The following is a 26,522-nucleotide window of genomic DNA, read 5'->3' on the forward strand; positions in this document are numbered from 1 at the left end:
GTGAACTTCGTCGGTCGGGAACAGCGTAAATGCAGTCACGTAGAGCCTTGCTGTGTCGGCCAGGCCGGCTCCTGCTGCTTGGTGCGCTGGGTCTTGGCGGCTGTGTACGGCTCGGGCCGGATTTCCAGGCGCCTGGCGAGGCATGGATTAAGCAGTGGGATAGCCCGGCCCTCGAGCAAGCCAGTCAACGCAGCCTGAACCCGGACCTGCGGCAGTGGTGGCAGGTGTTCGCCGATCCGGTCCTGGATCGGCTGATTGCCGAATCCGACGCGCACAATGCCGACCTGAAAATCGCCGGTCTGCGGGTAATGGAGGCCCGCGCCCAGCTGGGTATCGCCCAAAGCGGGCGCTACCCGCAACTGCAGCAGGCCAGCGTTGACAGCCTGTACTTCAACCGTCGGCAATCCGGCGGCAACAATCCCCAGGACAGCCATTTCTGGCAACACAGCGCCGCATTCGACATTGGCTGGGAGCTGGATTTCTGGGGCCGCTTCAGTCGCGCCATCGAGTCGTCCGATGCCAGCTATTTCGCCGCCCAGGCCAACTATGAAGACGTGCTGGTGCTGCTGCGCGCGCAAGTGGCCGAGACTTATTTTTTGCTGCGCACCACCCAAGCCCGTCTGCACGTTGCCCGGGAAAACGCCGAACAGCAAAAGCGCAACTTCGAGATCACCGAAAAGCTGTTCAACAGTGGCCAGCAAGCCGAACTCGACCTGCAACAAGCCAAGACCCAATACCTGGGCACCTTGAGCACCATTCCCGAGTTCGAAGATCAGTTGCAGCGCACTCGTAATGCCTTGGCCGTGCTGATAGGGCAACCGCCGGGCGCACTGCCGCAGCTGATGGAGTATCAAGGACTGATTCCGCTGGTCGATCGCGCGGTGTTGCAGGACGTGCCGGCCAACCTGTTGCTGCGCCGGCCCGATGTGCGCGCCGCCGAGCTGAATGTCGCCGCCCAGTCCGCGCTGGTCGGCGTGGCCGTCACCGACTTCTATCCATCGCTGACATTGCTCGGCAGCATTGTCTGGTCGGCCGACACCCTCAGTGGCACCTCGCGCAACCTGGATTTGATCGGTGGCCCCAGCCTGCGCTGGAACCTGTTCGATCATGGCCAGATCAGCAACAACGTGCGGGTGCAGGACGCGCGGTTGCAGCAGCTGATCGAGGCCTACCGCGACAAGGTCCGCCAGGCCGCACGGGAGGCGGACGATGCCGCCTATGGCCTGATCAAATCCCTGGAGCGCGAGCGGATTCTCGGTGAAGCCGAAACGGCCGCCAAGCGTTCGCTGGTGCTGGCGAACGCGCAGTATCGGGAAGGCTACTCGGACTTTCAGCGGGTGCTGGATGCGCAGCGGGCCTTGCTCGAGCAACAGGACAATTACCTGGTGGCCCGCAGCAACGCGGTGAGCAATGCGATTGCCCTGTACAAGGCCCTGGGCGGTGGCTGGTACAGCCCGCTCCCTAAAGTCGATCCGGCCACTCGCCAACAGATGGAACAACGCACCGACTGGGGCGATGTGCTGGAGGAGTCTGCCACCCCGGCGCCAGCCTTTCCGATGTCTTACCAGGAACAAGAACCATGAGTGAAGCGCCCAAGCCCGCGTCCGAGAAACCAGTCAGCCCGGCACCGGCACCCGCCGCCGACCCGACGAAAAAAGGCATCAAGTGGGTGCTGCTGGTGATCCTCCTGAGCCTGGCCTGGTACCTGTTGGCCGACCGATACACGCCCTATACGCAGCAAGCCCGGGTGGGGGCTTTTGTGATACCGGTGGCTTCGGAGGTGGCGGGGCGGGTGACCCGGGTCAACGTGCGCAACAACCAGGACGTCAAGGCCGGCGAACTGCTGTTCGAGGTCGACCCGCAGCCGTACCGGATCGCCGTCGACCGTGCGCGCGCTGACCTTGAGTCCACCCGCCGGCAGATCGGCGCCAGCACCGCCGGTATTGCGGCGGCGCAAGCCAACCTGCGCGCCGCCCAGGCCAATGAACTGAAGGCGCGCCAGGACAATCAGCGCCTGGAAGGCTTGTACCGCGAAGACCCCGGGACCATTTCCGTGCGCCTGCTGGAAGTGTCGCGCTCCACCCGCGAGCAGGCGGTCAGCCAGGTCGCCGCCGCCCGTGCCGAAGTGCAGCGCGCGCGTGAACAGGAGGGCGGCAGCGACGAAGACAACGCCATCTTGCGCAGCGCCGCGACAGCGCTGGAAAAAGCCGAACTGGACCTGACCAACACGCAGATCCGCGCCCGCTCGTCCGGCCTGGTCACGGACCTGCGCACCGATGTCGGGCAGTTTGCCGGGGCTGGCAGCCCGGTGATGACCCTGATCGCCATCCATGATGTGTGGATCAGCGCGGACATGACCGAGAACAACCTCGGCCTGGTCAGGCTCGAGACGCCGGTGGCGATTGTGCTGGACGCGTTGCCGGGCGAGATTTTCGAGGGGCGCGTGCGCAGTGTCGGCTATGGCGTCAGCGTCGGCCAGCCCCCCGCGCCCGGCACGTTGCCCAGCGTGCAGAACAGCCGTGACTGGCTGCGCCCGGCGCAACGTTTTCCGGTGATCATCGAGTTTTCCCAAGAGTCGTGGGCCCGGCTGCGCGACAGCGGTGCCATCCGTGCCGGTGGGCAGGCGGAAGTCATGGCGTTCCCCACCGAGGGCAATCCGCTCAATCCCCTGGGCCGCTTGTTTGTCGGCCTGATGAGTTGGCTATCGTATGTCTACTGAGCGCTCGCCCCGGGCGCAGCGGGCACTGCGCCTGGCCACGGGCACGGCGCTGAGCCTCGCCGCCAGCTTCGGCCTGGGGTTGCCGATTCCCTTTTTCGCCCCGGTGCTGGCCGTTCTGCTACTGGCTACCCTCGTTCGGCCGCTGCCGTTCAAGGCCGGCGTGGTGCTGGCCCTGGCCGCCTTGTTAACCACCGCGATCGGGCTGTTGTTGATCCCGATCCTGCGCTATTACCCGGTCAGCGGCGTGCTGTTGGTCGGGGTGTGTCTGTTCCTGGCCTTCCGCTATGGCCTGCGTGGCGGTAACAACCTGATCATGACCTTTCTGGTGATCGGCCTGACCATGATCTCGTCGGCCGGCGTCGCCGATTTCGAGCTGGGAGCCTTGGTCATCGGTGCGCTGGTCAAGGGGTTGGTGCTCGCGGTGGGAGTGCTGGCGTTGAGTCACTGGCTGTTTCCCGAGCCGGCCAACGCCCCGTCACCCCCGGCCCCACCGGTCATGCCCGCCGACGAGGTGGGCCGGGTGGCGCTGCGCACCACCCTGATCGTGCTGCCGACCTTCCTGTTGGCGCTGATCGATCCGGCCAGTTACATGCCGATCATTCTCAAGGCGGTCAGCCTGGGTCAGCAGAGCTCGACCGCGACCGCCCGCAACGCGGGGCGAGAATTGGTCGGCTCGACCTTGTTCGGCGGCCTGCTGGCCATCCTGTTGTGGTGCGCCCTCAGCCTGTTCGTGCACCTGTGGATGTTCTTTTTGTGGATGCTGCTGTTCGGCCTGGTGCTGGCGCGCAAGTTGTATGCCCTGAGCCCGACCCGCTTCAGCCCGGGATTCTGGCTCAACAGCCTGATCACGATGATTATTTTGTTGGGGCAGTCGGTGCAGGACAGCGCGGCGGGCAAGGACGTCTATACCGCCTTCGCAGTGCGCATGGGGTTGTTCATCGTGGTGACGCTGTATGCCTGCCTGATGGTCAATCTGCTCAGTCAGCGTCGTGGCGGATTGATCGCCGGGTAGCACCTGCGTCAACCCGATGTTGAGCGTGAAATCATCGACTAGACTCACCCCGTTGGTCATGGAGAGCTGTAGGGCTGCCCACCCTGTAGGAGCGAGCTTGCTCCGGGCGGCGTTCCGACGATGGGCTCAAGAGCGCCGCGTTCCGCCAATAAACACGCGTTATCGTTAACGACCATCGCGAGCAAGCTCGCTCCTACAATGAGGTCTTTTCAATGGCAAAGGACAAGAAGAAAGCCCCTAAGAGCAAGCCCGCTGAAAGCTCGAAACTGAAGAACAAGGATTATCTTGAACAGTTGCGCGGCCTGCACGTCGAACTGGTCAAATTGCAGGAATGGGTAAAGGCCAAGGGCGCCAAGATCTGCATCATCTTCGAGGGGCGCGATGGCGCCGGCAAGGGCGGGACGATCAAGGCGCTGACCGAAAGGGTCAGCCCGCGAGTCTTTCGCGTGGTGGCGCTACCGGCACCGACCGATCGCGAGAAAAGCCAGATGTATGTCCAGCGTTACCTGCCGCACCTGCCCGCGGCGGGCGAAGTGGTGATCTTCGACCGTAGCTGGTACAACCGCGCGGGCGTCGAGCGGGTGATGGGGTTCTGCACCAAGGAGCAGGTGGCCGGGTTCCTGAAAACGGCACCCAACGTGGAGCGGGCCATCGTCGATTCGGGCGTCATCCTGCTCAAGTACTGGCTGGAAGTCAGCCCGCAGGAGCAGACCCGCCGGCTTGAAGCGCGGATCAACGACGGCCGCAAAATCTGGAAGCTGACCCCGATGGATCTCAAGTCGTACAGCCGCTGGTATGACTACTCGCGGGCGCGCGACGACATGTTCATGACCACCGATACTGAACATGCGCCCTGGCTGGTGGCCAACTCGAACGATAAACGCCGGGCACGCCTCAACATCATCAGCGACTTGCTCAGCCGCATTCCCTACGAGGAAGTCGCGCGCGAGAAGGTGATATTGCCCAAGCGGCAGAAACCCGGTGGTTATCGCGAGCCGGATTATCCGCTACGACGAATTCCCGAAAAATTCTGACGGTTCGTCCAGGCCTGTCTGCTTAGCACACCCGAGGGTCGCGCTGTTATGAGCCAATCGGATAGTTCGCCCCCCGTCCCGGAACCGGGGCGGATTACGCGCCGCGGTTCGAGCGAAGATCAGCCCGGCTGGAGTCGCTGGCTGCCGGGACTGCAAACCCTGCGCGGCTACAAAATAGCCTGGTTGCGGCACGACATCGTGGCCGGACTGGTGCTGACCACGATGCTGGTGCCCGTCGGTATCGCCTACGCGGTGGCTTCCGGCGTGCCTGGCATTTATGGTCTCTACGCGACCATCATCCCGTTGCTGGCTTATGCGTTGTTCGGACCGAGCCGGATTCTGGTGCTGGGGCCGGACTCGTCGCTGGCGGCCGTGATCCTCGCCGTCGTCCTGCCACTGTCCGGTGGCGATCCGCAACGGGCCATTGCCCTGGCGGGCATGATGGCCATCGTATCGGGGGCGGTGTGCGTCCTGGCGGGCATCGCGCGCCTGGGGTTCGTCACCGAGCTGCTGTCCAAGCCGATCCGCTACGGCTACATGAACGGTATCGCGCTGACGGTATTGATCAGTCAACTGCCCAAGTTTTTTGGTTTTTCGATTGAGTCCGACGGCCCACTGAGAAACATCTGGGCAATCGCTACGGCGGTGATGGATGGGAAAACCAACTGGACCACGTTCATGGTTGGCGCAGCCACCCTGGCAATAATCCTGTCGCTCAAGGGCTACAAGCGCGTGCCGGGCATTCTGATCGCCGTGGTCGCCGCAACGGTTGCCGTGGCTGTACTGGATCTTGCAGCGCGGGGCGGGGTTAAGGTCCTGGGCTCGCTGCCCCAAGGCCTGCCGGCCTTCGCCATTCCCTGGATCACCACCGCCGATATCGTCCCCGTCCTGATCGGCGGTTGTGCCGTCGCTCTGGTTTCCTTCGCCGACACCAGTGTGCTCTCACGTGTCTACGCGGCGCGCACCCGTACCTACGTGGACCCGAACCAGGAAATGGTGGGGCTGGGCGTCGCCAACCTGGCCGCCGGTTTGTTCCAGGGGTTTGCGATCAGCAGCAGTTCATCCCGCACGCCCGTGGCCGAGGCCGCAGGCGCTAAAACCCAGCTGACCGGCGTCGTCGGCGCGCTTGCCGTGGCCTTGCTGCTGGTGGTGGCGCCGAACCTGTTGCAGGATTTACCCAATAGCGCATTGGCGGCAGTGGTGATTGCATCCGCCATCGGCCTGATCGAGGTGAGCGACCTGCGACGAATCTATCGCATCCAGCGCTGGGAGTTCTGGCTGTCGATCGTCTGTACCGTGGGCGTGGCCGTGTTTGGCGCGATCGAAGGCATCGGCCTGGCCATCGTCATCGCCGTCATCGAGTTTCTGTGGGATGGCTGGCGGCCTTATTCGGCGGTGCTGGGCAGCACCGATACCGTCAAGGGCTACCACGACATCAAGCGCTACCCCGAGGCGCGCCTCATACCCGGTCTGGTCCTGTTCCGTTGGGATGCGCCGCTGTTCTTCGCCAACGCCGAGCTGTTCCATGACCGGGTCCTGGACGCCGTGGCGACGTCGCCCACGCCGGTGCGCTGGCTGGTCGTTGCGGCAGAACCGGTGACCAGCGTGGACGTTACCTCTGCGGACATGCTGGCGGAACTGGACGAGACCTTGCACGGGGCGGGCATCAAGTTGTGCATTGCCGAAATGAAGGATCCGGTCAAGGACAAGCTCAAGCGATTCGGGCTATTCGCCCGGCTGGGTGAAGCGGCATTTTTTCCAACCATGGATGATGCAGTCGACAGCTACCTCGCGATCCATCCGCAGGATCCGCCAGCTTCCCTGGACCATCATCAGCGTTGATTTCCCGTGAAAGCGCGCCTGCTCCCGGAGGCTGCGCTTTCAAGGGAAACGTGATTACTCCAGATGTTCCGGCTTCACCGGATCCCCCGATTTCATATCCAGTTTCTCCCTCATGTCTTCGAATATCTTGTCGTAGAATTTGTGAGTTGAACCGATTTGGCTATGCACCTTGGGAATACCGTACTTCTCAACAATTTTCGTGAAATTGCTGGCGAAGTTATAGGCCTGGTCCTTGGGCAGGAAGAACGTTTCGCTCATGTCCTTGCCCAGGATCGAACCATGCAACTTGAACTGCATGCCTTTGCCTTCCTTGGGATCCTGCGCGACTTCATAGTCGAAACACAGGTCGTAGCTGACGTCGTCCTTGTTCAGCGCATGGCGCTCGATATGCAGATGTCCGGGTTCGAACGTTGCCATTGCCGTCTCTCCTCACAAATAAGTAATGCCGGCTTTCTCGGTGCTGATCCGGGTACCGGCCGTGCCTTGAACGATAGCTTCGATGTCCGAGAGTGAACCGATCACCGCGACTTTTCCAGTGTGGCGGGCGAATTCGCAGGCTGCCTGAACCTTCGGCCCCATGGACCCCGCCGCGAAGCCGAGTTTTTCCATTTCGTCGGGGTGGGCCTGGGCGATGGCTTTCTGGGTCGGTTTGCCGAAATCGATGTAGGCGGCATTGACGTCGGTGGCAATCACCAACAGATCGCTTTCCAGTTGTTCGGCCAGCAGCGCCGAGCACAGGTCCTTGTCGATCACCGCTTCCACGCCCTGCAGTTTGCCGCTGGCGCCGTACATCGTGGGGATGCCGCCACCACCGGCGCAAATCACGATGCTGTCTTTTTCCAGCAGCCACTTGATCGGACGGATTTCGAAGATGCGTTTGGGGCGGGGGCTGGCGACTACCCGGCGGAACTTGTCGCCATCCGGTGCGATTGCCCAGCCTTTCTCGGCGGCGAGCTTTTCCGCTTCGGCCTGGGTGTAGACCGGACCGATGGGCTTGGTCGGGTTCTGGAACGCCGGGTCATTGGCATCGACTTCGACCTGGGTGAGCAGGGTGGCGAAGGGCACTTCGAAGTCCAGCAGGTTGCCCAGTTCCTGTTCAATGATGTAGCCGATCATGCCTTCGGTTTCGGCACCGAGCACGTCCAGCGGATAAGGCGAAACCGAGGTGTAGGCGGCCGCTTGCAACGACAACAGGCCAACCTGGGGACCGTTGCCGTGGGCGATCACCAGTTGATTGCCCGCGTGGATCTTGGCGATCTGTTCAGTGGCGATCCGGATGTTGGCGCGTTGGTTGTCCGAGGTCATGGGTTCACCACGGCGGAGCAGGGCGTTACCGCCCAGGGCAACGACGATACGCATGATGCAGTCCTTCTAAACAGAGGAGTAACGGGCGACACAGTTCCCTGTGGGAGGGGGCTTGCTCGCGAAGGCGGTGTATCAGGCAAAGATGATGTTGCCTGTTAATCCGTCTTCGCGAGCATGCCCGCTCCCACAAAGAGCCGACCGCATCGGTCTTCAGATATCCGCCAACGCCGCCACCAGGATCGCCTTGATCGTGTGCATGCGGTTCTCCGCTTGCTCGAAGGCAATGTTGGCCGGCGATTCGAAGACCTCTTCCGTCACTTCGACGCCATTGGCCAGGTGTGGATAGCGCGCGGCGATGTCCTTGCCGACCTTGGTTTCGCTGTTGTGGAAGGCTGGCAGACAGTGCATGAATTTCACGCGCGGGTTGCCCGAGGCTTTCATCATCTGCGCATTGACCTGGTACGGCAGCAGTTGCTCGATGCGCTCGTCCCAGGCTTCCACCGGTTCACCCATCGATACCCAGATGTCGGTGTGAATGAAGTCGACGCCCTTGACTGCGGCCTTCGGATCTTCAGTGATGGTGATGCGTGCGCCGCTGTCTTCGGCAAACGCCTTGCATTGATCGATGAAATCCTGATGCGGCCACAGCGCCTTGGGCGCGGCGATGCGCACGTCCATGCCCAGTTTGGCGCCGATCATCAGCAGCGAGTTGCCCATGTTATAGCGGGCGTCGCCAAGGTAGGCGTAGCTGATCTCGTGCAGCGGCTTGTCGCTGTGTTCGCGCATGGTCAGGGTGTCGGCGATCATTTGCGTGGGGTGGAATTCGGCGGTCAGGCCGTTGAACACCGGAACACCGGCGAACTCGGCCAGTTCTTCGACGATTTCCTGTTCGAAGCCGCGGTATTCGATGGCGTCGAACATCCGCCCCAGCACGCGGGCGGTGTCTTTCATGCTTTCCTTGTGACCGATCTGCGACGACACCGGGTCGATGTAGGTGACGTGGGCGCCCTGGTCATGGGCCGCGACTTCGAAGGCGCAACGGGTGCGGGTCGAGGTTTTTTCGAAAATCAACGCGATGTTCTTGCCTTGCAGGTGCGGACGCTCGGTGCCGGTGTACTTGGCGCGCTTGAGGTCACGGGACAGGTCCAGCAAATAGTTGAGTTCGCGCGTGGTGTGGTGCATCAGCGACAGCAGACTGCGGTTGCGCATATTGAAAGCCATGACGGGTCTCCTTAATAGTCGATAGGGTCGCGAATGATCGGGCAGGTCATGCAGTGGCCGCCGCCACGGCCGCGACCGAGTTCGCCGGCGCTGATGGTGATGACTTCCACACCGGCCTTGCGCAGCAGGGTGTTGGTGTAGGTGTTGCGGTCGTAGCCGATCACCACCCCCGGCTCCACGGCCACCACGTTGTTGCCGTCGTCCCATTGCTCGCGTTCGGCGGCGAAGCTGTTGCCGCCCGTTTCCACCACGCGCAACGCCTTGAGGTTGAGGGCCTGGGCCACGGTGTCGAGGAAACTGGTTTCTTCACGGCGAATGTCGATGCCGCCCGGCCTGCTTTCGTCAGGGCGCAGGGTGAACGCCACGATTTGCTTCACCACTTCCGGGAAGATGGTCACCACATCCCGGTCGCAGAAACTGAACACCGTGTCCAGGTGCATCGCCGCACGGGATTTGGGCAGGCCGGCAACAATCACTTTCTCGACCGCCTTGTGCTTGAACAGACTGACCGCCAGTTGGCCGATGGCCTGGCGCGAGGAGCGTTCACCCATGCCGATCAGGACCACACCGTTGCCGATCGGCATCACGTCACCGCCTTCGAGGGTGGCGCTGCCGTGTTCCTGGTCCGGATCGCCGTACCAGATCTCGAAGTCGGCGTTGGTGAATTGCGGGTGGAATTTGTAGATGGCGGTGGTCAGCAGGGTTTCCTGACGCCGTGCCGGCCAGTACATGGGGTTGAGCGTCACGCCGCCGTAGATCCAGCAGGTGGTGTCGCGGGTGAACTGGGTGTTGGGCAGCGGCGGCAGGATAAAGCTGGAGTGACCGAGGAAATCGCGAAACATCTCGATGGTCTTGCCGCCGAAGCTGTCCGGCAGGTCGTCGGCAGAAACACCGCCGATCAGGAACTCGGCGATCTTGCGCGGCTCCAGGCTGCGCAGCCAGGAACCGGTTTCGTTGATCAGCCCCAACCCGACCGAGTTGGCGGTGATCTTGCGTTCCAGAATCCAGTCCAGTGCTTCGGGGATGGCGACGATGTCGGTCAGCAGGTTATGCATTTCCAGCACATCGACGTTGCGTTCGCGCATTTTGGTGACGAAGTCGAAATGGTCGCGCTTGGCCTGGGCCACCCACAGCACATCATCGAAAAGGAGCTCGTCACAGTTATTCGGGGTCAGCCGCTGGTGGGCCAGGCCTGGGGAACAAACCATGACTTTACGCAGTTTTCCGGCTTCGGAATGGACGCCGTACTTAACTTTTTCGGTGGTCATTACAGTAATCCTCCAGATGAGGTGCTACAGGGTCAGGAAGCCGTCATACAGCCCATAGGCCGCCACCATCGCGCCCACGACAACTGCGGCGAAAATCAGCTTCTCGACGTTGGTGAAAACCGGTTTGTCGACTTCAAGTTTAGCTTTTGCAAACAGAATCACACCGGGGGCGTAGAGCAGGGCGGAGAGCAGCAGGTATTTGACGCCGCCGGCGTAGATCAGCCAGATCGCGTAAATCACCGCCAGGCCACCGATGAACAGGTCTTTCCTGCGCTCGGCCAGGGCGTTTTCGTAGCTTTCGCCGCGTACCGCCAGCAGCAGGGCATAAGCCGCCGACCACAGGTACGGCACCAGGATCATCGAGGTGGCGAGGTAGATCAGCGACAGGTAGGTACTGGCCGAGAACAGCGTGATGATCAGGAACAGCTGCACCATGGCGTTGGTCAGCCACAACGCATTGACCGGCACCTGGTTGGCATTTTCCTTGCGCAGGAAGGCCGGCATGGTGTGATCCTTGGCGGCGGCGAACATGATCTCCGCACACAGCAGCACCCACGACAGCAATGCGCCCAGGAGCGAGATGATCAGGCCGACACTGATCAGCACCGCGCCCCATTCGCCGACCACATGTTCCAGCACGGCGGCCATCGACGGGTTCTGCAGCTTGGCCAGTTCCGGCTGGGTCATGATCCCCAGCGACAGCACGTTCACCAGCACCAGGAACAGCAGCACCGTGATGAAACCGATCACCGTGGCTTTACCCACGTCGCTGCGTTTTTCCGCCCGGGCTGAAAAGATGCTCGCGCCTTCGATGCCGATGAACACCCAGACGGTGACCAGCATCATGTTGCGCACCTGGTTCATGACGCTGCCCAGGTCCGGGTTTTTCAGGCCCCAGATGTCGGCGGTGAAGATATCCAGTTTGAAGGCGAAAATCGCGATCAACACAAACAGCAGCAACGGCACGACCTTGGCGACCGTGGTCACCAGGTTGATGAATGCCGCTTCCTTGATCCCCCGCAGCACCAGGAAGTGCACGCCCCAGAGCAGCACCGATGCACCGATGATTGCCGCCACCGTGTTGCCTTCGCCGAAGATCGGGAAAAAGTAACCGAGGGTGCTGAACAGCAGCACGAAATAACCGACGTTGCCCAGCCAGGCGCTGATCCAGTAACCCCAGGCGGACGAGAACCCCATGTAGTCGCCGAAACCGGCCTTGGCGTAGGCGTAGACACCGCCATCCAGATCCGGCTTGCGATTGGCCAGGGTCTGGAACACGAAGGCCAGGGTCAGCATGCCGACAGCGGTGATGGCCCAGCCGATCAGTACGGCGCCGACGTCGGCACTGGCGGCCATGTTTTGCGGCAAGGAAAAAATCCCGCCGCCAATCATTGAGCCGACGACCAAGGCAACCAGAGCGCCGAGCTTCAGTTTTCCGGGGGATTCAGACATTGCACGACTCCATTGCAGGGAAAGAAACGACGTTTATTTTCGTTAGCTATGCAATATTTCCTTGAATCAATGCATGTAAGGCTTCTGTGCCGTTAAAACGTAGGGGCCCTTGGTTTCTTAAATGGCCGTAATGACGCGAAAGCGGTCAAAAGTTACCGGATTGACACTAGTTGATTTCCGTATTTTGGCAAACTTTAAGCTTTCAATCGTTGATGTGAATCAACCAATTAAAGTGTCAACAATAATTAGCTGATTCGCTATTTTTTGCCGGCAATTTAATTGCTATCGGCTATAAGAAAGTCCGTGTGGGTGATAGTCGGCAACCGCTATTACCCTGTTTTCATTGGTCAAGGTCAACTATTTCAGTTCTTGCGACAAGTGAGGGCTCAATATCACAGCCGAAGCAAAAGCTGCGCTTGAATGTACTCGCGGCTTATGGCTTGTACAGTGGGTTGCTGTCGTTATGAGAACGCGCCCGGAATGGAGGCACTGGCGTCGGCTTCATGCTCGTCTGCAAACGCCATGAGCACCTCCAGGTCGAGCACATCCAGCTTGATCCGGGCGATAAAGGCGGAGAACGCCAGGTTGGCGGCGAGCCGACTCAGATCCGCGGCCCAATCCGGAACGTGGACCGGCCCCTTGAGCCAGCCGGACTCGAAGAGCGGGGCCAGGCGCACGGTGTCACCCAGGCTGAGGCGTCCGGCGAACAGATGACCCACCAGGTCCGGCCGGTTGTCGCGGATCGCAATGCGCAGCAGGGTATGGACCCCGAGCAAACCGGTGAGGTAGGCGGCATCCTTGGTGAAGGCCGCCCCCCCGTGCAGGTCGGCACCGCGGAATACCCGTTGGCTCGAACGAAAGGACTCCTCCTGGGACTGACCGGCAGCGACAAAACCTTCGAATACCTGAATGAAGTCGGCACCTTCCAGCGCCTGCTGGACTGCGAGCACGCGCAGGGCGAGGCGGCGCAGGCGGTTGATGTCCATGCTGCCGGTGAACAGCTCCGCCAGCGTGGCGATGCCTTCCTGGGTCTGGGTCGTGCGTGGCGCCCCCAGGCCCAGGCTTTTCAGGTTGGGCTGGAGCGCACCGTTTTGCGCCGTGGCGACATGCACAAAGGCCTCATGCTGCAACAGCTGGTTCTTGTCCAGTTCCGAGAACAGGGCGCTGGCACGCAGGCGGATGCGGCTCGCCCCGGCGATGGCCTTGGCGGCCAGGGTCGGATCGAGCACCACCGTGATCCGGCCCGGGCCGAAGAAACGATCCAGCTCCGGCTGCATCCAGGCAGCGAACGCGTCGGCCGGGATGTCGGCCTTGCTCACTGGAATCCGCGCACCGCCCAGCAGGGCATCCGTGGTACTGAGGAAGAACCGGGCCGCGTCCAGCATGCTCAAGTTCAGGCGTGGGTAGTAGAAATCCGGGCGCCGGTACAGCGCTGACGAATACCGGGTAAAGTCGGGTGTGCCAATGGCCCCCAGCATGCGTCCGGCCGTGGCATAGCTACGCGCCGTCATCGCCAGGTAGTGCCCCGCCGGATGCCCCTCGTCACAACGGCCGCTAAAGTCTTGCAGGGCCGCGATGTCGGCACTGTGGTCGCGCGGGCGTAGCTCGACCCTGGGCAGCTCTGCCTGCCCGGCGCGCCAGCGTTGCAGAAATACTTCCTCGACCCCGTCGGGCCAGGCCAGGGCATCCAGCACGCGGATCTTGCGGACCAGACCGGGCAGGGCGGCATCGAGTTCGGACAGGGGCGCGATGCTCACGGTAATTTCCCTGGCTCGGCCGAACAACTCATCTCCCCTGAGCCTGGCTTCTGGAACAGGGCCGCATCGCCGTCGTGCCAGAAGCTGTAGTTCCCCAGGGAATCCTTGCCCGTGTATCGGGTTCCCGAATCGTTCGGCACCTGGCTCAGGGTGATCGAGGTGTTCGCCCATTTCAGGTACACCAGACCCGGCTGCGTGGTAAAGAAGGTGGCGGCAATCGGTGCGTTCAACCCCGGGCAACGAAACACCAGGGGGCCTTCGGTGAGTCTGTCCGGATCCTTGGTTCTGACAATGGCCGAGCCTTGACGCAGCTGGTGCGCGCGCTCGGCATAACTGCGGATCGTGCAGGCCTTGAGCTCTGGTCCGGACGCACATTGATTGCGGGTTTCGATCCAGAACTGCTGGTCGATCATGACGCTGTCCGGAGGCGGTACCGAGCGTTGATCGGTGAGGGCCAGGCGATACAGTCGCATCAGTTCGACATCCATCCGGGCCAGCTGCGGATCGCGACAAACCAGTTTTTCGGCGGCCGCCCTGGCCTGGGCGCAGTCGAAGCTGGTCTCGAACGTGGGTGAAGGGGGCGCGGCTTGTGCACAGTTGCTCGCTGCCAGGCTCACGCCGGCAGCGAGCAAACAGGTGAAAAAGGCCGTGACCGTTTTCATAGAGGCTTTACCCAGATCATGACGTGATGCCCGGATTGCCGTGGACCCATCGATCCCTCAGGTGTTTTGCAGTGTAAGTCGAGTTTTTTATTAACGCACTCTTTGTGTCTAAAGCATTTGCCGATAGTGCCGCCGATTAAAATCGAGTCGGGCGAACCGAGCCGGCGCCCTGCGGCTCTGAGTCACGCAGCATCGCCCGCGCCGGATCGTGTTGGTTCGAGCTGGCACTTGGGTGGTTGGAGGCGTCAAGTCTGGACACCCGTTTGCTGACCTCGTCGATATCGACAGGGCTCAACGTGATATAGGCATTGTTGACCCGGAACGTTGCAGGTACGCCCTGTTTGTAAAACTCAAGGCGTTTTGCGTTGCCTACTGCGAACCATCCATCAGCGCGCAAGGCCTTTTCCAATGCCTCACGTTCTTCGGGTTGAAATTCCAGGCGAATGGATCGGTAAGTCAGTTTGTCCCGTGGGACGCTCGAGATCTTGGCCCCCCCCATAGGATCCGCCACGCTGGAAAAGTTGTCGGTGACGTCCAGGGTGATTTCCGCGCTACTGGCCGTTGCGCCATAAACTTCCATTGGCTTGTTGTGCGTACACGACAGGTAGTTATAGAAATCGACGCACTCCGTAAATCCCTGCGCTTTCCCCAGCGCCTGGGTTCCGGGAACGGAAAGTCCCGACACCTGAACGGTTGTCAGACGTTCAGCCGCATGGGCAGTACCTGCCACGAGTAAAAGAAAGATCGCTCCCAGCTTGTTCATATCACAGCTCCTACAGATCTCTTGGATTTGAAATGATCGTTGGGTCGCCGGTCGGTCCCTGGTGCGCAACGCGCGTTATCGGAACCGTGCTGGCATTTTGTGTACGAGGGGGATGTTAGTCGTTAAAACAGCTTTCGGGAGCGGCGTGACACATTAGTTCAGAATCTACGCAAACGAAGCAATTCTCAGTTCTTTTCAGTCTGGAAGGGTAGCGACAGTAGCCAGGCACTGAAGGCCTTCAATGACGGCAGGTTCTGGTAGCGATTGGCGTAGACAAGGTAATAGTCACGGCCGCTTTCCATCGGTTCAAACAATGCGACGAGGTCTCCATTCTTCAGTTCATCCTGGACAAGAATTTCCGGAACCAGGCCAAGCCCGATCCCCGCGGTCACCGCTTGAATCAGGTGTGCCGTGAGCTCGAAGCTCGGGCCCGCCCGCAGGTTGGCGTGGTCGACGTTGTGCTGGTCAAACCAGTCGGACCAGGCGCTCGGTCTTGAAACGACGTTCAGCAATGCATGTTCGGCAACGTCCGCCGGTGACAGGCCAGGGTAATCGGGCAGTGCTGCCGGACTGGCAACCACCACCAGTCTTTCCGTGAGCAACTTGTGCGAAATGTAGCCCGGCCACGCTCCGGAGCCCGCGCAGATGATTGCAGTCATGTCGTGGGTGGCCGATTGAACGTCCTCCCGAATGATTCTCGAATGTATGTGAACCAATATTTGCGGGTGCTTGGCATAAAACTCATGCATCCGAGGCAGCAGCCATTTGGAGCCCAGGGTCGGCAATACCGCCAGGTTCAATGGGCCACCGTCGTTCTTGTACGAAATGGTCTGCAGGGTTGCACTTCGAATGCGCCCCAAAGCCGCCGCCAATTCGTGCTGGTACACCGCGCCGGCCGCCGTCAACTCAATCTTTCGGCCCTCACGCCTGAACAGTTCGATTTCAAGTTGTGCTTCCAGGGCTTGTACCTGGCGGCTGACCGCGCTCTGGGTCAGTGCCAGTTCTTCCGCGGCCTTGGTGAAGCTGCAATGGCGCGCGGCCGCCTCAAAGGCCACCAGCAGCGACATCGAGGGGGTCAGTCTTCTAGGGTTCATTCATAAAGCTCATGCAAAACCAGCAGGAATTACGTTTGTTTCAAGGGAGCATAGGCGCAAAAATCAACAAAACCCCATGCAGCTGCTCGGTGCGCCGTGTACCGAGCATACGAAACGTGAATGCATAGATTAGCTTTTTAGCCTGTAGGAATTCCATCATGATTGCCCGGCTGTTGCCTCCCGATACCCACAAAACCGCCTATGACGCTTTTCTCGACGCGCTCCAGGTGGCGGGATTTCAAGGAGAGATTGCCCGCAACCATGGCGACCGCACGGTATTGGCCACCGACAACTCGATTTATCAGCGCCTGCCCCAGGCAGCGGTGTTTCCCCGTGATGAACGGGACGTGGCGATCCTGTCACGGCTGGCCGCAGAACCCGCGCACAGTGCGGTAGTGCTCACGCCACGAGGTGGAGGTACGGGCACCAATGGGCAATCGCTCACCGATGGTCTGCTCGTCGACCTGTCCCGGCACCTGAACAGCATCCTGGAAATCAACGTCGAGCAGCTTTGGGTCCGGGTGCAGAGCGGCGTGGTCAAGGACCAGCTGAACGCGGCACTCAAACCCTACGGTCTGTTCTTTGCACCCGAGCTCTCGACGTCGAATCGCGCCACCATCGGCGGCATGATCAACACCGATGCCAGTGGTCAGGGCAGCTGTACGTATGGCAAGACGCGCGATCACGTGCTCGAGCTTTCGACGGTATTGCTTGGCGGTCAGCGTCTCACCAGTTCGTCTGTCGGCACCGAGCATTTGTCCGCGCTGACCAGCCGCAAGGATCGGGTGGGTGAGGTCTACCAGTGCGCAGTGGATATTGCCGACACCCACGCCGATCTGATCAAGGCCACCTTTCCCCAACTCAATCGCTGCCTGACCGGTTATGACCTGGCCCATCTGCGTGAAGCGGATGGACGCTTCAACCTCAACAGCGTGCTGTGCGGTTCTGAAGGCTCGCTTGGGTTCATCGTCGAAGCAAAACTGAACGTCCTGCCTATCCCCGGGTACTCCATCCTGGTCAACGTGCGTTATGCCGGATTCATGGACGCATTGCGTGATGCAAAGGCCTTGATGGCAATGAAACCGCTGTCGATCGAGACCGTCGACTCCAAAGTGCTGCTGCTGGCGATGCAGGATATCGTCTGGCACGGCGTCGCCGAGTATTTCCCTGAAGACCCTGACAGGCCGACACTCGGGATCAACCTGATCGAGTTCAGTGGCGACGACGAAGAGGCTGTTCAGCAGCAGGTTCATGATTTCGTCCTGCACCTGCAGCGCGATACGTCGGTGGTGCGGTTGGGCCACACGCTGGCGATCGGCGCGGATGCGCTCAAGCGTGTCTATGCGATGCGCAAGCGCGCAGTCGGGTTGTTGGGCAACGTCAAAGGCGAGGCCCGGCCGCAGCCATTTGTCGAAGACACCGCTGTTCCGCCGGAAAACCTGGCTGATTTCATCCAGGAGTTTCGAGCGCTTCTGGATAGCCATGACTTGCAGTACGGCATGTTTGGCCACGTCGACGCCGGTGTGCTGCATGTGCGCCCGATCCTCGACATGAAGGATCCTGTGCAGGCGGCCCTGATCCGGCCGATTTCCGATGCCGTCGCGGCCTTGACGCAAAAACACGGGGGCTTGTTGTGGGGCGAGCATGGCAAGGGCTTGAGATCGCAGTACGTGCCGGATTACTTCGGTGAGTTGTACCCGGCCCTGCAAGCGCTCAAGGCAGCCTTCGATCCGCACAACCAACTCAATCCAGGCAAGATCGCCACGCCCGATACCGTCCCCGGCGCTCGACTGACACGCGTCGATGAAGTGCCGTTGCGCGGCGATTCGGACCGGACCATCGATGAGCGTGTCTGGCAAAGCTACGACACTGCCGTTCATTGCAATGGCAATGGCGCCTGCTACAACTTCGATCCCGATGACGCCATGTGCCCGTCCTGGAAAGCCACGCGCAATCGTATCCACTCTCCGAAAGGTCGCGCGTCGCTGATACGGGAATGGCTGAGAATGCAGGGGGAGCAGGGCGTTGATGTGCTGGAGGCCAGCGACCGTGTCCGATTGTCTGCCGGGTCGCAAAACGTTGCGCGCCGAGCCGTCAACAGCCTCGCACAAAAGATGGGGCAGCAAGATTTTTCCCACGAAGTCTACGAAGCCATGACAGGTTGCCTGGCCTGCAAATCCTGCGCCGGCCAATGCCCGGTCAAAGTCAATGTGCCTGAGTTTCGATCGCGTTTTCTCGAGCTTTATCACAGCCGGTATTTGCGCCCGCTCAAGGACTACCTGATCGGTTCGTTGGAATACACGGTGCCCTACATCGCCAGGATGCCGCGACTCTACAACTTCATGATGAGCGCTCGGCCGGTGCGCTGGACGCTCGAACGAGCCGCCGGGATGGTCGACAGCCCGTTGCTCAGCCTGGTGGATTTCGCGGCTGTCTGTCGGCGCTGGAACGTCGAGGTGGCAACGCCGGAGCGTCTCGCGGCGCTTGCGGACGAGCAGCGTGGGAAAAGCGTCATTCTGGTTCAGGACGCCTTTACCCGCTTTTTTGAAACCCCCTTGCTCGTTGACTGGGTGGAGCTGATCTCAAGGCTGGGTTACAAGGTCTACCTGGCCCCCTATGCGCCTAATGGCAAACCGCTGCAGGTGCAGGGCTTTCTCAAGGCATTCGAGAAGGCGGCCAGCTTCAATGGACAGTCGTTGCTCAACCTGCAGCAATACCGGATTCCATTGGTGGGGCTCGACCCGGCGATGACCCTAGTCTATCGACAGGAATACCCCAAGACGCTGCAAGCCGGCAAGGCGCCCCTGGTGATGCTTGCGCAGGAGTGGCTGATGGATGCGCTGCCCAAAAGTGAAGCCGTGAAGGAAGACGAGCCTTACCACTTCTTGCCCCACTGCACGGAAAAAACCAATGAGCCTGGCAGCATCGGCCAATGGCAGAACATTTTCCAACGGGTGGGCCTGACGCTCCAGGTGCAAGCCAGCGGCTGCTGCGGGATGTCGGGAACCTACGGGCACGAGACGCGAAACGCCAGGACGTCGGACACCATCTACGGGCAATCCTGGAAGCGGCTCATCCACAAGTTCAACCAGTCGGGGCGAGTCGTCGCCGATGGCTATTCCTGCCGCAGCCAGGTCAAGCGCCAGGAGGGCGTGACGGTGCTCCATCCGCTGCAGGTGCTGCTGGCGCGGGTGAAAGAGGCGACAGTCGAGTCGCCCCTCGACGTCATCCTTTAAATGAACAACCGAGCCTGCTGTTTTCCTGCGGCCATCGGCGAGGGCTGGGTTCGCCAGGCCGATGGACTGCAAGCGAAGAGCCGACTGAACCAGCGGGAGAAGGCGCTCAATTCGGAAAAGCCCAGCACGCCGGCAATTTCGCCCAAGGGATGATGGGGATTGGCCAGGTACCGCGTCGCCAGTTCCGTGCGTACCTGATCCAGCAGCGAAGAAAAGGTTTCGCCTTCACGGGTCAATTGCCGATGCAGCGTCCGTCTGTCACGTCCCAGGTGGGCCGCCACCTGCTCTACCGAACAGCGTCCGGTGGGCAACAGGGTCCAGATCATCTGATGCACCTGTCCCGGCAAGGCCGTCCTGGAATCTTCGCGAATACTTTTCAGGTACTGATTAACGTGGCGGGCCATTTCCGGGTTGGCACTGGGCAGTGTCCTGTCGAGGTCGCTGCTGCGGCAGATGATGCCATCCATCAGGCAGTTGAATTGCACCGGGGTGCCGAACACACGATGGTGCCGGCTATCATCCCGCGCGGCGCAGTGACGAAAACAGACTACTGAAGGATGCCAGTGGTTTCCCAGCAAGGACTTGATCAGGCGGTGGGTAACCGCTACCGCCAACTCCACCGACTGGCGCACAGACAACTGGCAGACGGTTACCAGCTCCAGCCGCAGCACCACCACGCCACCACTCTCCTCGATATCCAGTACCAGACCCTGGTTGTGCAGGTAGAGAAACTCCTGGAGCGCCACCAACGCCGCGCGCAGAGTGGGTTCGCGCCATAACAAGGCCAGCGGGCCGAGATTGGAGGCATCGCGGGTCTCAGCAAGTCGCAAGCCGAAATCTTCCACGCCGGCCACACGCGCCGAGGTGTCCAGCAACCGTGCAGTTGCTTCAACGGAAATCTTCAGGTCCGGCTGTAGCAAGCAGCGCGGATCAAGACCGACAAGACGCAATTGCTGCAAGGGGTCAACGTTCAACGAGCGGGCGATTTCCGCGTAGTTGGTGAGGCAGGCACTGCGAACCAGACCTTTCATTGAGCATTTACCCCTGTTATGCACGTGTCCCGAGATGTCATGCCGGTGCCCCCTACAGTCAATACCGACGGCGTCGACAGGTTTAGAGTTGAAAGCAACCACTGACCCCCGAGGAACTGCAGATGAATGAAGACCAGACTCAAGCTGACACCCCTACCTGTGATGCCATGCGTGAAGCTGGCAGCTGGAATACCGCCTGGGATTCGTTGGCCGAACTGGATGCCGAGTGGACGGAAAAGTTTCTCGGCATGGCCACTCACCCGATACGCAAGGGGATTCTTGACCCCAAGACCTTCGAACTGATCGCCATCGCCGTCGATGCCTCCTGCACTCATCTGTATGCCCCCGGTGTGCGTCGCCACATCCGCAAGGCACTGGAAATTGGCGTCAGCGTCGAAGAAATACTGGCGGTGTTGCAGTTGACTTCGATTCTGGGCATCCACAGCATGGCACTGGGCGCCCCGATACTCATCGAAGAAGCGCAGAAGCTGGCCAGCGACGGTCCGGTACAAGGCACTTATTGAATTCATCACGTCACTCTTCATTTGGTTGCGGAGGCCATATCGGCCTTCGCAGATCTGCGCTCTAGAATCCCCAATGCAGCAACAGCAGCACCAGGCCAACGAGAAACACGGTTTCGCCCACCATCAACAGGATGGGCTTGATGCCGATCGTGGCGAGCTCCCTGAGCTGGGTCTTCATACCCAGGGCACTGATGGAGATCACCAGGCACCAGCGCGACAGCTCGTTGACGAAGCCCTGCACTGCCGGCGCTATCCAGCCGGTGCTGTTGATACAGGCCAGGACCAGGAAGCCGACGGCAAACATCGGTAGCAGCGGCGGGCGCTTGCCGGTCGGGTCCGCACCCTGCAGGCGCGTGATCAGCGTGGCGCAGAGGATGACGGGCAGGAGCATGGCCACCCGCATCAGCTTGACCACGGTGGCGGTATCGCCGGTTTCGGTGGACATGCTGTAGCCGGCGCCAACCACCTGGGCGACGTCATGGATGGTCGCGCCGAGGAACACTCCGGCCTCCTGCGGTGACAAGGCAAACCAGTTCGCGATCATCGGGTAGAGGATCATCGCCACGGTGGACAATGCCGACACGCCTATTACAGTGAACAGGGTCGCGCGTTCCTTTTGCGGATGGTTGGGCAGGGCGGCAGCCAGGGCCAGTGCCGCCGAGGCGCCGCAGATAGCCGTGGCACCCCCCGTGAGCATGCCGAAGATGCGTTTGAAGCCCAGGACCTTGGCCGCCACCACCGACACGGCAATGGTCGCCACCACGACGATCACTACCAGGGCGACCGGCTTCCAGCCCAGCGTGGCGATCTGCTCCAGGGTGATCCGCATCCCCAGCAGGGCTATGCCAAGGCGCAAAACAGCGCGCGCGGTGAACTCGATACCGGCCTTGCACTTGCCATCGGCGGCTAGAAAATTCATTGCAATACCGAGCAGCAAGGCGAACAGCATCACCGGCGCACCGTAGTGCTCAGAGAGGAAGGTCGCCGCGGTGGCAACGATCACGCTGACGAAAAAACCCGGCGCCAGTTCGAGCGCGCGAGTGTGAATGTTGACGAGAGCGATCGAGCTCATGGAGTGAAGTCCTCGCAGGCGATGCCATCAGGAAGCAGGAACGGGCAGATGCCAGTGCGGCAGTTGATTCACTCTAGTGTGATGGTCAGCGCAAAACTTCTCATTTGGTGCCAGGCACCTTTCAATTGATGCCAAACGCTGGCAGCGCTTTTTGCCCGACTGACTGCACGCTCCTACAGTGCGTCTCAAACCGCCATGGACGGTCCGGTCGGACTGCCCGAGGTCGCCAGTGCGCGCAAATCCCGGCGCAAGATCTTGCCCACCGTGGATTTGGGCAACGCCTCCAGGAACCGCACCTGGCGGGGCACTTTGTAGGCCACCAGATGCGCGCGGCAGTACTCGATCAAACCGGCTTCGTCGAGCGTGGCATTGGCGGCCTTGACCACGTACAGGCATACGGATTCACCACTGCGTTCATCCGGCATGCCGATCACGGCGCATTCGCTGACACCGGAGCAACTGGCGACAACCACTTCCACCTCGTTGGGATAGACGTTGAAGCCCGAGACAATGATCATGTCCTTCTTGCGATCGACGATCTTGAGCAAGCCGTCGGCGGCAAAGATGCCGATGTCGCCGGTGCGAAAGTAACCATCGGCGGTAAACGCGTTTGCGTTGGCAATGGGCTTGTGCCAGTAGCCGGACATGACCTGCGGCCCCTTGGCGCAAATTTCTCCGGCCTCGCCGAGTGCGGCCGGTTGATCATCGTCCTTGAGCAGCACGATGTCGGTCGAAGGCAATGGCAAACCCACGGCGGCAGAGAAATTGCTGCGGCCCATGACGTTCAGGCACAGGATGGCCGAGGTCTCGGAGAGGCCGTAGCCTTCGAGGATTTCCTGGCCGGTGATGGTCTTCCACTGCATCGAGGTAGCCGGCAGCACCGCGGCGCCACCGCCAATGGCCAGGCGCAGGCGCGAGAAATCCACCTCGCCGATGCGCGGATGACGCACCAGCGTGCCGTACAGGGTATTGACCCCCGTCAGCAGCGTCGGCCGGGCCTTGATCAGCGTGTCGAGCAGATCATCACTGTTGCGCGCATCGGGGATCAGCCAATTCTCGGCCCCGGCGCAAAAGCAGATCAGCAGATTGATCGTCAGCGCGAACACGTGGAACAGCGGGAGCGCCGTGACCACGACGTTGTCACCGACCGTGTCGAACATGTCAGGGAGAAACGCGCGCGCCTGCAGGATGTTGGCGATCAGGTTGCGGTGCGACAGGGCGGCACCTTTTGAAGGGCCAGTGGTACCGCCGGTGTATTGCAGGAAGAGCAAGTCATCGCCCATCAGCTCGACGGGTGTAAACGCCAGTGTTTCGCCCTCGCGCAAGGCAACGACGAAGGGAGTCAACGGCAGGTCAAGCGCTGCCTGTATGTAGATGTCGTGCAAGGCCGCAGGCGTACCCAGTGTGTCGCCGGGCTGTACCGTGATGACTTTTTTGATCGAGGTGCGGTCCAGTATCGTTGCCAGTGTCGGCAGGGCACTGGCGACGATGACGATGGTCTCGACCCCGGCGTCGTTGAGCTGGTGTTCGAGCTCCTGCGCGGTGTACGTCGGGTTGACATTGACCTGAGCGGCGCCGGCTCGGAGGATGCCAAACATCGCCACGGGAAATGCCGCAATATTGGGCAGCATGACCGCGATGCGATCGCCACGAATCACGCCCTGATGCTGCAACCAGGCAGCGAAGGCGCAGGACTGCATGTCGACATCGGCATAACTGAGTGAGCGCCCGAAGCTGCGAAAGGCTGTGCGGCTGGCATGACGCTGCATGGCTTCTTGCGCCATCGCCACCACCGAGGGCCAGGCATCGGGGTTGATGTCAGTCGGTACGCGGGCATCGTAACGCTGTTGCCAATGACGGCTGTGGTTGAATGCTGTGGTCATGATCAACCTGCTTTCGAAGTTAGTGTTGATGGATGGGTACATGGCTGAAGGCTTACGCGCGCAAGATCATTGCGATAATTGCGAACCCCCACCAGCAGCGCCAAGGCGGCTGCAATGCCTGCCAATGGCAGCAGTTGCAGGGCCGAGGCCAGGCCAATGCGATCGGCGAGCAAGCCGGTGACAAAGGGGCCCGGCGCCATGCCCAGCAGATTGTTGGCAATGGCCAGGGTGGCCATTGCGGTGCTGTGCAGAGCGGGCGGCGTGAGGTCGGCGACCATGGTGCCGCAGGGGCCGACAATGCCACCGCCAACGAACATTGCCAGGCCGATCATGACCAGTTGCGCCATGCCCACCGGGAGCTGAAAAGCCACGGTCAACAGCACGCTGCAGAGTAGGCAGTAACCCATGGTCAACCTGATTTTGCGGGTTGGCGAACCCTGGCACAGGCGGTCGGCGATGGCGCCGCACAGTGGCATGCCGACCGCGGTGCAGAGCATGAAGATGGCGGTGATCGCACCGGCCTGGGTCAGCGGCATGTCGTAGAAGCGATTCAGATAGCTGGGCAGCCAGGTCAGCAGGGCGCCGATGGCGAACAACTGCAAGCCACTGCCGATATAGATGCTTAGTACCGAAGACGTCGAGAACAGACTACGCAGTGGCGGATGAGCCTTGTTCTTGCTCGAACCCGCGTTCCGCACAGGCGATTCGATGCGACCAGGCCTGACCACCAGCGCGTAGAGCACTGTCAGTGCCATGCCATAGACCGCCATGCCAACGAAGGATGCACGCCAGCCGAAATGGGTGGCGAGGACTCCGCCCAGGCTGATGCCAAGCACGGAACCCACCATGCTCCCCGCCAGAAATGCGCCGGTGACCGTAGACCGCTGTTGCGGCGGGAAGATGCTCAGCACCACGGCAAGACCGACGCTGCCGTAGGCCGCCTCGCCGACGCCGATGAAGAAACGTGCGACGAACATCTCCTGGTAGTTGGAAGCGAATCCACATACCAGCGTGGCCACGCTCCAGATTGCGGCCATGAGCACCAGGCTGCGGATGCGCCCCAAGCGATCGGCGAGCACCGACAGCGGAAAGGCCAGCACGCCGACGGCGATGGCGACGACGCTGGACAGCGCGCCCAGCTCGGAATCGGAGAGGCCCCATTCGGCCTTGAGGTGCGGAAAAACGACCGTCAGCACCTGCCGCGACATGAAGTCTGACAGCAGCAGGCCGAAGGTCAGGGCAAAGACCACCCAGGCGTAGGGTCGGGCGATACGTCGCCAGGTGTCACCGGGTACTTCAATCGGGGCGTGCAAAGTCACGGAGACTCTCCTCTCGTTACGGCCGCGTTCATTGCGCAGCTCTTGGAAATTGGGTGCAGCGCTACGTGCGGAGCGCGCATGTACAAGGACGTGCGCCCCCGCAAGTCTGACTCAGCCGAATTGTGTAAAGCCTTTCTGGCCGGGTTTGCGGTTGGGCGCAAAACCGTTTTCGGCCAGGGTCTGATCGGCGTCCTGGTAGAAGGTGCCGATCTTGTAGATCTCGCGAGCTTCTTTGCCATTGGCCACTTCACGCCCCATTTCCCGGGAAATGCGCACCAGTTGCTCGATCTGCTCGACATTGCTCATCTTGCGATCACGGCCTTGGGTCCAGAGGTTGTCCTCGGTACCGCAACGTACATGCATGCCCATGGCAATCGCCATCACGTTCAGCGGCAAGACATTGAGCATGGCGGTTTCCAGGGTCAGCACGGCGCCGTCCGGGCAGGCCCGCACGAAGTTCGCCAGGTTGTAGAGGTTGGGGGCGTCGGAGCCACCACCAATCGCCACCCAGGTCAGGACCAACGGCACATTGCACACGCCGCGGCGCATCATGCGCTCGACCGTTTCGAACGAAGGGATGTTGCCCAGCTGGAATTGGGTCTGGATGCCACTGGCCGAGAGACGCTTGATGTGTTCCTCCACCCACTCGGGGCCGGCCGGAATGGTCATCTCGCGGTAGGCGCGATAGATCTCCGGCGTGGCAATGCTGGTACCGGCGAGATCGGCTTCGCACATCTGCTCGACGATGTTCATCTGGTTGCTGTTGATGGCGATCGTCACCTGGTCCGGCGCCGGCGAAAGCTGGGCGAGCATGTGGCGCGTGTCATCGGAGAGCCATTTTGCGACGTCGCTGTCACCCTCCGGGGCGAAGGAAATCGAGCCGCCGACCTGGATGATCATGTCCGGTACCGCTTCGCGGACGCCGGCGATCAGCTCGTTGAACTTGGACAGTCTCTTGGAGCCCTTGCCGTCCAGTTCGCGGACATGCAGGTGAAGCACCGTGGCACCGGCGTTGTAGCAGTCGACTGCCATCTGCACCTGCTCGGCCATGGTCACCGGAATGTCTTCCGGGAAATCCGAAGGCATCCACTCGGGAGCGTAGGGTGCAACGGTGATGACCAGCTTCTGTTGATTTTCGGGGTGCAGCGATCCGTCAAGAAAGTTCATGCATGTCTCCGGTCTGTTGTTGTTTTTGTGCGTTGAGGGTTTCAGGTGGTGCATGGCGATTACTTTGGGGCAGTCCACAACGTGAAACCTCTCATTACGTGCCAAAAACCTTTCAATACGTGTCAAACCAGCGAGCTGTTTTTTGCCGGTTTGCTCGTTGC

The 26,522-nt window shown here is 61.0% G+C and carries 21 protein-coding genes; 7 read left to right on the top strand and 14 right to left on the bottom strand.

The genetic code is table 11. The annotated features are described in order from the left end of the window. The first annotated feature begins 29 nt into the window (after positions 1-29). The 5 genes from PMA3_RS14055 (at position 30) to PMA3_RS14075 (ending at position 6,607) form a co-directional block, all read left to right on the top strand. Positions 30-1,583, top strand: coding sequence for an efflux transporter outer membrane subunit (locus tag PMA3_RS14055; protein WP_102136416.1), 1,554 nt, complete (start codon positions 30-32; stop codon positions 1,581-1,583). Further along, positions 1,580-2,719, top strand: coding sequence for an HlyD family secretion protein (locus PMA3_RS14060; protein WP_064677717.1), 1,140 nt, complete (start codon positions 1,580-1,582; stop codon positions 2,717-2,719). Before PMA3_RS14055 ends, PMA3_RS14060 begins: the two co-directional genes overlap by 4 nt. Continuing rightward, positions 2,709-3,731 (top strand): DUF2955 domain-containing protein, encoded by a 1,023-nt coding sequence (locus PMA3_RS14065; protein ID WP_064677718.1) that lies wholly within the window; start codon positions 2,709-2,711, stop codon positions 3,729-3,731. Before PMA3_RS14060 ends, PMA3_RS14065 begins: the two co-directional genes overlap by 11 nt. A gap of 212 nt (positions 3,732-3,943) precedes the next feature. Further along, positions 3,944-4,765, top strand: coding sequence for a polyphosphate kinase 2 (ppk2, locus tag PMA3_RS14070; RefSeq protein ID WP_064677719.1), 822 nt, complete (start codon positions 3,944-3,946; stop codon positions 4,763-4,765). Between the two features lie 48 nt (positions 4,766-4,813). Next, a complete protein-coding gene (locus PMA3_RS14075; protein ID WP_064677720.1) occupies positions 4,814-6,607 on the top strand; it encodes a SulP family inorganic anion transporter in 1,794 nt (597 codons plus the stop codon). 54 nt (positions 6,608-6,661) lie between these two features. On the opposite strand, the gene PMA3_RS14080 is transcribed toward PMA3_RS14075, so the two are convergent. From PMA3_RS14080 to PMA3_RS14120, 9 genes are all read right to left on the bottom strand, one after another. Further along, complete coding sequence (locus PMA3_RS14080; protein WP_064677721.1) at positions 6,662-7,024, bottom strand: DUF5064 family protein; 363 nt, start codon at positions 7,022-7,024, stop codon at positions 6,662-6,664. 12 nt (positions 7,025-7,036) lie between these two features. After that, a complete protein-coding gene (arcC, locus tag PMA3_RS14085) occupies positions 7,037-7,966 on the bottom strand; it encodes a carbamate kinase (protein WP_064677722.1) in 930 nt (309 codons plus the stop codon). A gap of 156 nt (positions 7,967-8,122) precedes the next feature. Then, entirely contained in the window at positions 8,123-9,133 is a 1,011-nt protein-coding gene (locus PMA3_RS14090; protein WP_064677723.1) for an ornithine carbamoyltransferase, read from the bottom strand. An 11-nt stretch (positions 9,134-9,144) separates the two neighbouring features. Beyond that, positions 9,145-10,401: an arginine deiminase gene (gene arcA / locus PMA3_RS14095; protein WP_064677724.1), complete on the bottom strand. Its 1,257-nt coding sequence runs from the start codon at positions 10,399-10,401 to the stop codon at positions 9,145-9,147. Positions 10,402-10,425: 24 nt separating this feature from the next. Next, positions 10,426-11,853, bottom strand: a complete 1,428-nt coding sequence (gene arcD / locus PMA3_RS14100; RefSeq protein ID WP_064677725.1) for an arginine-ornithine antiporter — start codon at positions 11,851-11,853, stop codon at positions 10,426-10,428. Between the two features lie 461 nt (positions 11,854-12,314). Further along, complete coding sequence (locus PMA3_RS14105) at positions 12,315-13,610, bottom strand: peptidase MATCAP family protein (RefSeq protein ID WP_064677726.1); 1,296 nt, start codon at positions 13,608-13,610, stop codon at positions 12,315-12,317. After that, positions 13,607-14,272, bottom strand: coding sequence for an MliC family protein (locus tag PMA3_RS14110; protein ID WP_064677727.1), 666 nt, complete (start codon positions 14,270-14,272; stop codon positions 13,607-13,609). The genes PMA3_RS14105 and PMA3_RS14110 overlap by 4 nt, the downstream gene beginning before the upstream one ends. A 136-nt stretch (positions 14,273-14,408) precedes the next feature. Then, entirely contained in the window at positions 14,409-15,035 is a 627-nt protein-coding gene (locus PMA3_RS14115; protein WP_064677728.1) for a hypothetical protein, read from the bottom strand. 185 nt (positions 15,036-15,220) lie between these two features. After that, a complete protein-coding gene (locus tag PMA3_RS14120; protein ID WP_064677729.1) occupies positions 15,221-16,129 on the bottom strand; it encodes a LysR substrate-binding domain-containing protein in 909 nt (302 codons plus the stop codon). Between the two features lie 158 nt (positions 16,130-16,287). On the opposite strand from PMA3_RS14120, the gene ydiJ reads away from it, so the two are divergent. Beyond that, a complete protein-coding gene (gene ydiJ, locus PMA3_RS14125) occupies positions 16,288-19,365 on the top strand; it encodes a D-2-hydroxyglutarate dehydrogenase YdiJ (protein ID WP_064677730.1) in 3,078 nt (1,025 codons plus the stop codon). Here the strand turns inward: ydiJ and PMA3_RS14130 are convergent. Then, positions 19,362-20,396 carry an AraC family transcriptional regulator gene (locus PMA3_RS14130; RefSeq protein ID WP_064677731.1) on the bottom strand — a complete coding sequence of 345 codons (1,035 nt, stop codon included), beginning with the start codon at positions 20,394-20,396 and terminating at the stop codon, positions 19,362-19,364. The genes ydiJ and PMA3_RS14130 overlap by 4 nt on opposite strands. 122 nt (positions 20,397-20,518) lie before the next feature. Here PMA3_RS14130 and PMA3_RS14135 point away from each other — a divergent pair, with 122 nt between their 5' ends. After that, complete coding sequence (locus PMA3_RS14135; protein WP_064677732.1) at positions 20,519-20,920, top strand: carboxymuconolactone decarboxylase family protein; 402 nt, start codon at positions 20,519-20,521, stop codon at positions 20,918-20,920. A 61-nt stretch (positions 20,921-20,981) separates the two neighbouring features. On the opposite strand, the gene PMA3_RS14140 is transcribed toward PMA3_RS14135, so the two are convergent. From PMA3_RS14140 to PMA3_RS14155, 4 genes are all read right to left on the bottom strand, one after another. Further along, positions 20,982-21,992 (bottom strand): YeiH family protein, encoded by a 1,011-nt coding sequence (locus tag PMA3_RS14140; RefSeq protein ID WP_064677733.1) that lies wholly within the window; start codon positions 21,990-21,992, stop codon positions 20,982-20,984. A 185-nt stretch (positions 21,993-22,177) separates the two neighbouring features. Continuing rightward, positions 22,178-23,875: an AMP-binding protein gene (locus tag PMA3_RS14145; protein ID WP_064677734.1), complete on the bottom strand. Its 1,698-nt coding sequence runs from the start codon at positions 23,873-23,875 to the stop codon at positions 22,178-22,180. 2 nt (positions 23,876-23,877) lie between these two features. Beyond that, positions 23,878-25,194 (bottom strand): MFS transporter, encoded by a 1,317-nt coding sequence (locus PMA3_RS14150; RefSeq protein WP_064677735.1) that lies wholly within the window; start codon positions 25,192-25,194, stop codon positions 23,878-23,880. Positions 25,195-25,305: 111 nt separating this feature from the next. Beyond that, positions 25,306-26,361 (bottom strand): beta-keto acid cleavage family enzyme, encoded by a 1,056-nt coding sequence (locus PMA3_RS14155; RefSeq protein ID WP_064677736.1) that lies wholly within the window; start codon positions 26,359-26,361, stop codon positions 25,306-25,308. Between the last annotated feature and the right edge of the window lie 161 nt (positions 26,362-26,522).

Source organism: Pseudomonas silesiensis (assembly GCF_001661075.1).
Classification (GTDB): domain Bacteria; phylum Pseudomonadota; class Gammaproteobacteria; order Pseudomonadales; family Pseudomonadaceae; genus Aquipseudomonas; species Aquipseudomonas silesiensis.

Bases quoted from the DNA above. Each gene is read 5' to 3' on its own strand.
- PMA3_RS14055 (WP_102136416.1), top strand. From the start codon at position 30: ATGCAGTCACGTAGAGCCTTGCTGTGTCGGCCAGGCCGGCTCCTGCTG.
- PMA3_RS14060 (WP_064677717.1), top strand. From the start codon at position 1,580: ATGAGTGAAGCGCCCAAGCCCGCGTCCGAGAAACCAGTCAGCCCGGCA.
- PMA3_RS14065 (WP_064677718.1), top strand. From the start codon at position 2,709: ATGTCTACTGAGCGCTCGCCCCGGGCGCAGCGGGCACTGCGCCTGGCC.
- ppk2 (WP_064677719.1), top strand. From the start codon at position 3,944: ATGGCAAAGGACAAGAAGAAAGCCCCTAAGAGCAAGCCCGCTGAAAGC.
- PMA3_RS14075 (WP_064677720.1), top strand. From the start codon at position 4,814: ATGAGCCAATCGGATAGTTCGCCCCCCGTCCCGGAACCGGGGCGGATT.
- PMA3_RS14080 (WP_064677721.1), bottom strand. From the start codon at position 7,024: ATGGCAACGTTCGAACCCGGACATCTGCATATCGAGCGCCATGCGCTG.
- arcC (WP_064677722.1), bottom strand. From the start codon at position 7,966: ATGCGTATCGTCGTTGCCCTGGGCGGTAACGCCCTGCTCCGCCGTGGT.
- PMA3_RS14090 (WP_064677723.1), bottom strand. From the start codon at position 9,133: ATGGCTTTCAATATGCGCAACCGCAGTCTGCTGTCGCTGATGCACCAC.
- arcA (WP_064677724.1), bottom strand. From the start codon at position 10,401: ATGACCACCGAAAAAGTTAAGTACGGCGTCCATTCCGAAGCCGGAAAA.
- arcD (WP_064677725.1), bottom strand. From the start codon at position 11,853: ATGTCTGAATCCCCCGGAAAACTGAAGCTCGGCGCTCTGGTTGCCTTG.
- PMA3_RS14110 (WP_064677727.1), bottom strand. From the start codon at position 14,272: ATGAAAACGGTCACGGCCTTTTTCACCTGTTTGCTCGCTGCCGGCGTG.
- PMA3_RS14115 (WP_064677728.1), bottom strand. From the start codon at position 15,035: ATGAACAAGCTGGGAGCGATCTTTCTTTTACTCGTGGCAGGTACTGCC.
- PMA3_RS14120 (WP_064677729.1), bottom strand. From the start codon at position 16,129: ATGAACCCTAGAAGACTGACCCCCTCGATGTCGCTGCTGGTGGCCTTT.
- ydiJ (WP_064677730.1), top strand. From the start codon at position 16,288: ATGATTGCCCGGCTGTTGCCTCCCGATACCCACAAAACCGCCTATGAC.
- PMA3_RS14130 (WP_064677731.1), bottom strand. From the start codon at position 20,396: ATGAAAGGTCTGGTTCGCAGTGCCTGCCTCACCAACTACGCGGAAATC.
- PMA3_RS14135 (WP_064677732.1), top strand. From the start codon at position 20,519: ATGAATGAAGACCAGACTCAAGCTGACACCCCTACCTGTGATGCCATG.
- PMA3_RS14140 (WP_064677733.1), bottom strand. From the start codon at position 21,992: ATGAGCTCGATCGCTCTCGTCAACATTCACACTCGCGCGCTCGAACTG.
- PMA3_RS14145 (WP_064677734.1), bottom strand. From the start codon at position 23,875: ATGACCACAGCATTCAACCACAGCCGTCATTGGCAACAGCGTTACGAT.
- PMA3_RS14155 (WP_064677736.1), bottom strand. From the start codon at position 26,361: ATGAACTTTCTTGACGGATCGCTGCACCCCGAAAATCAACAGAAGCTG.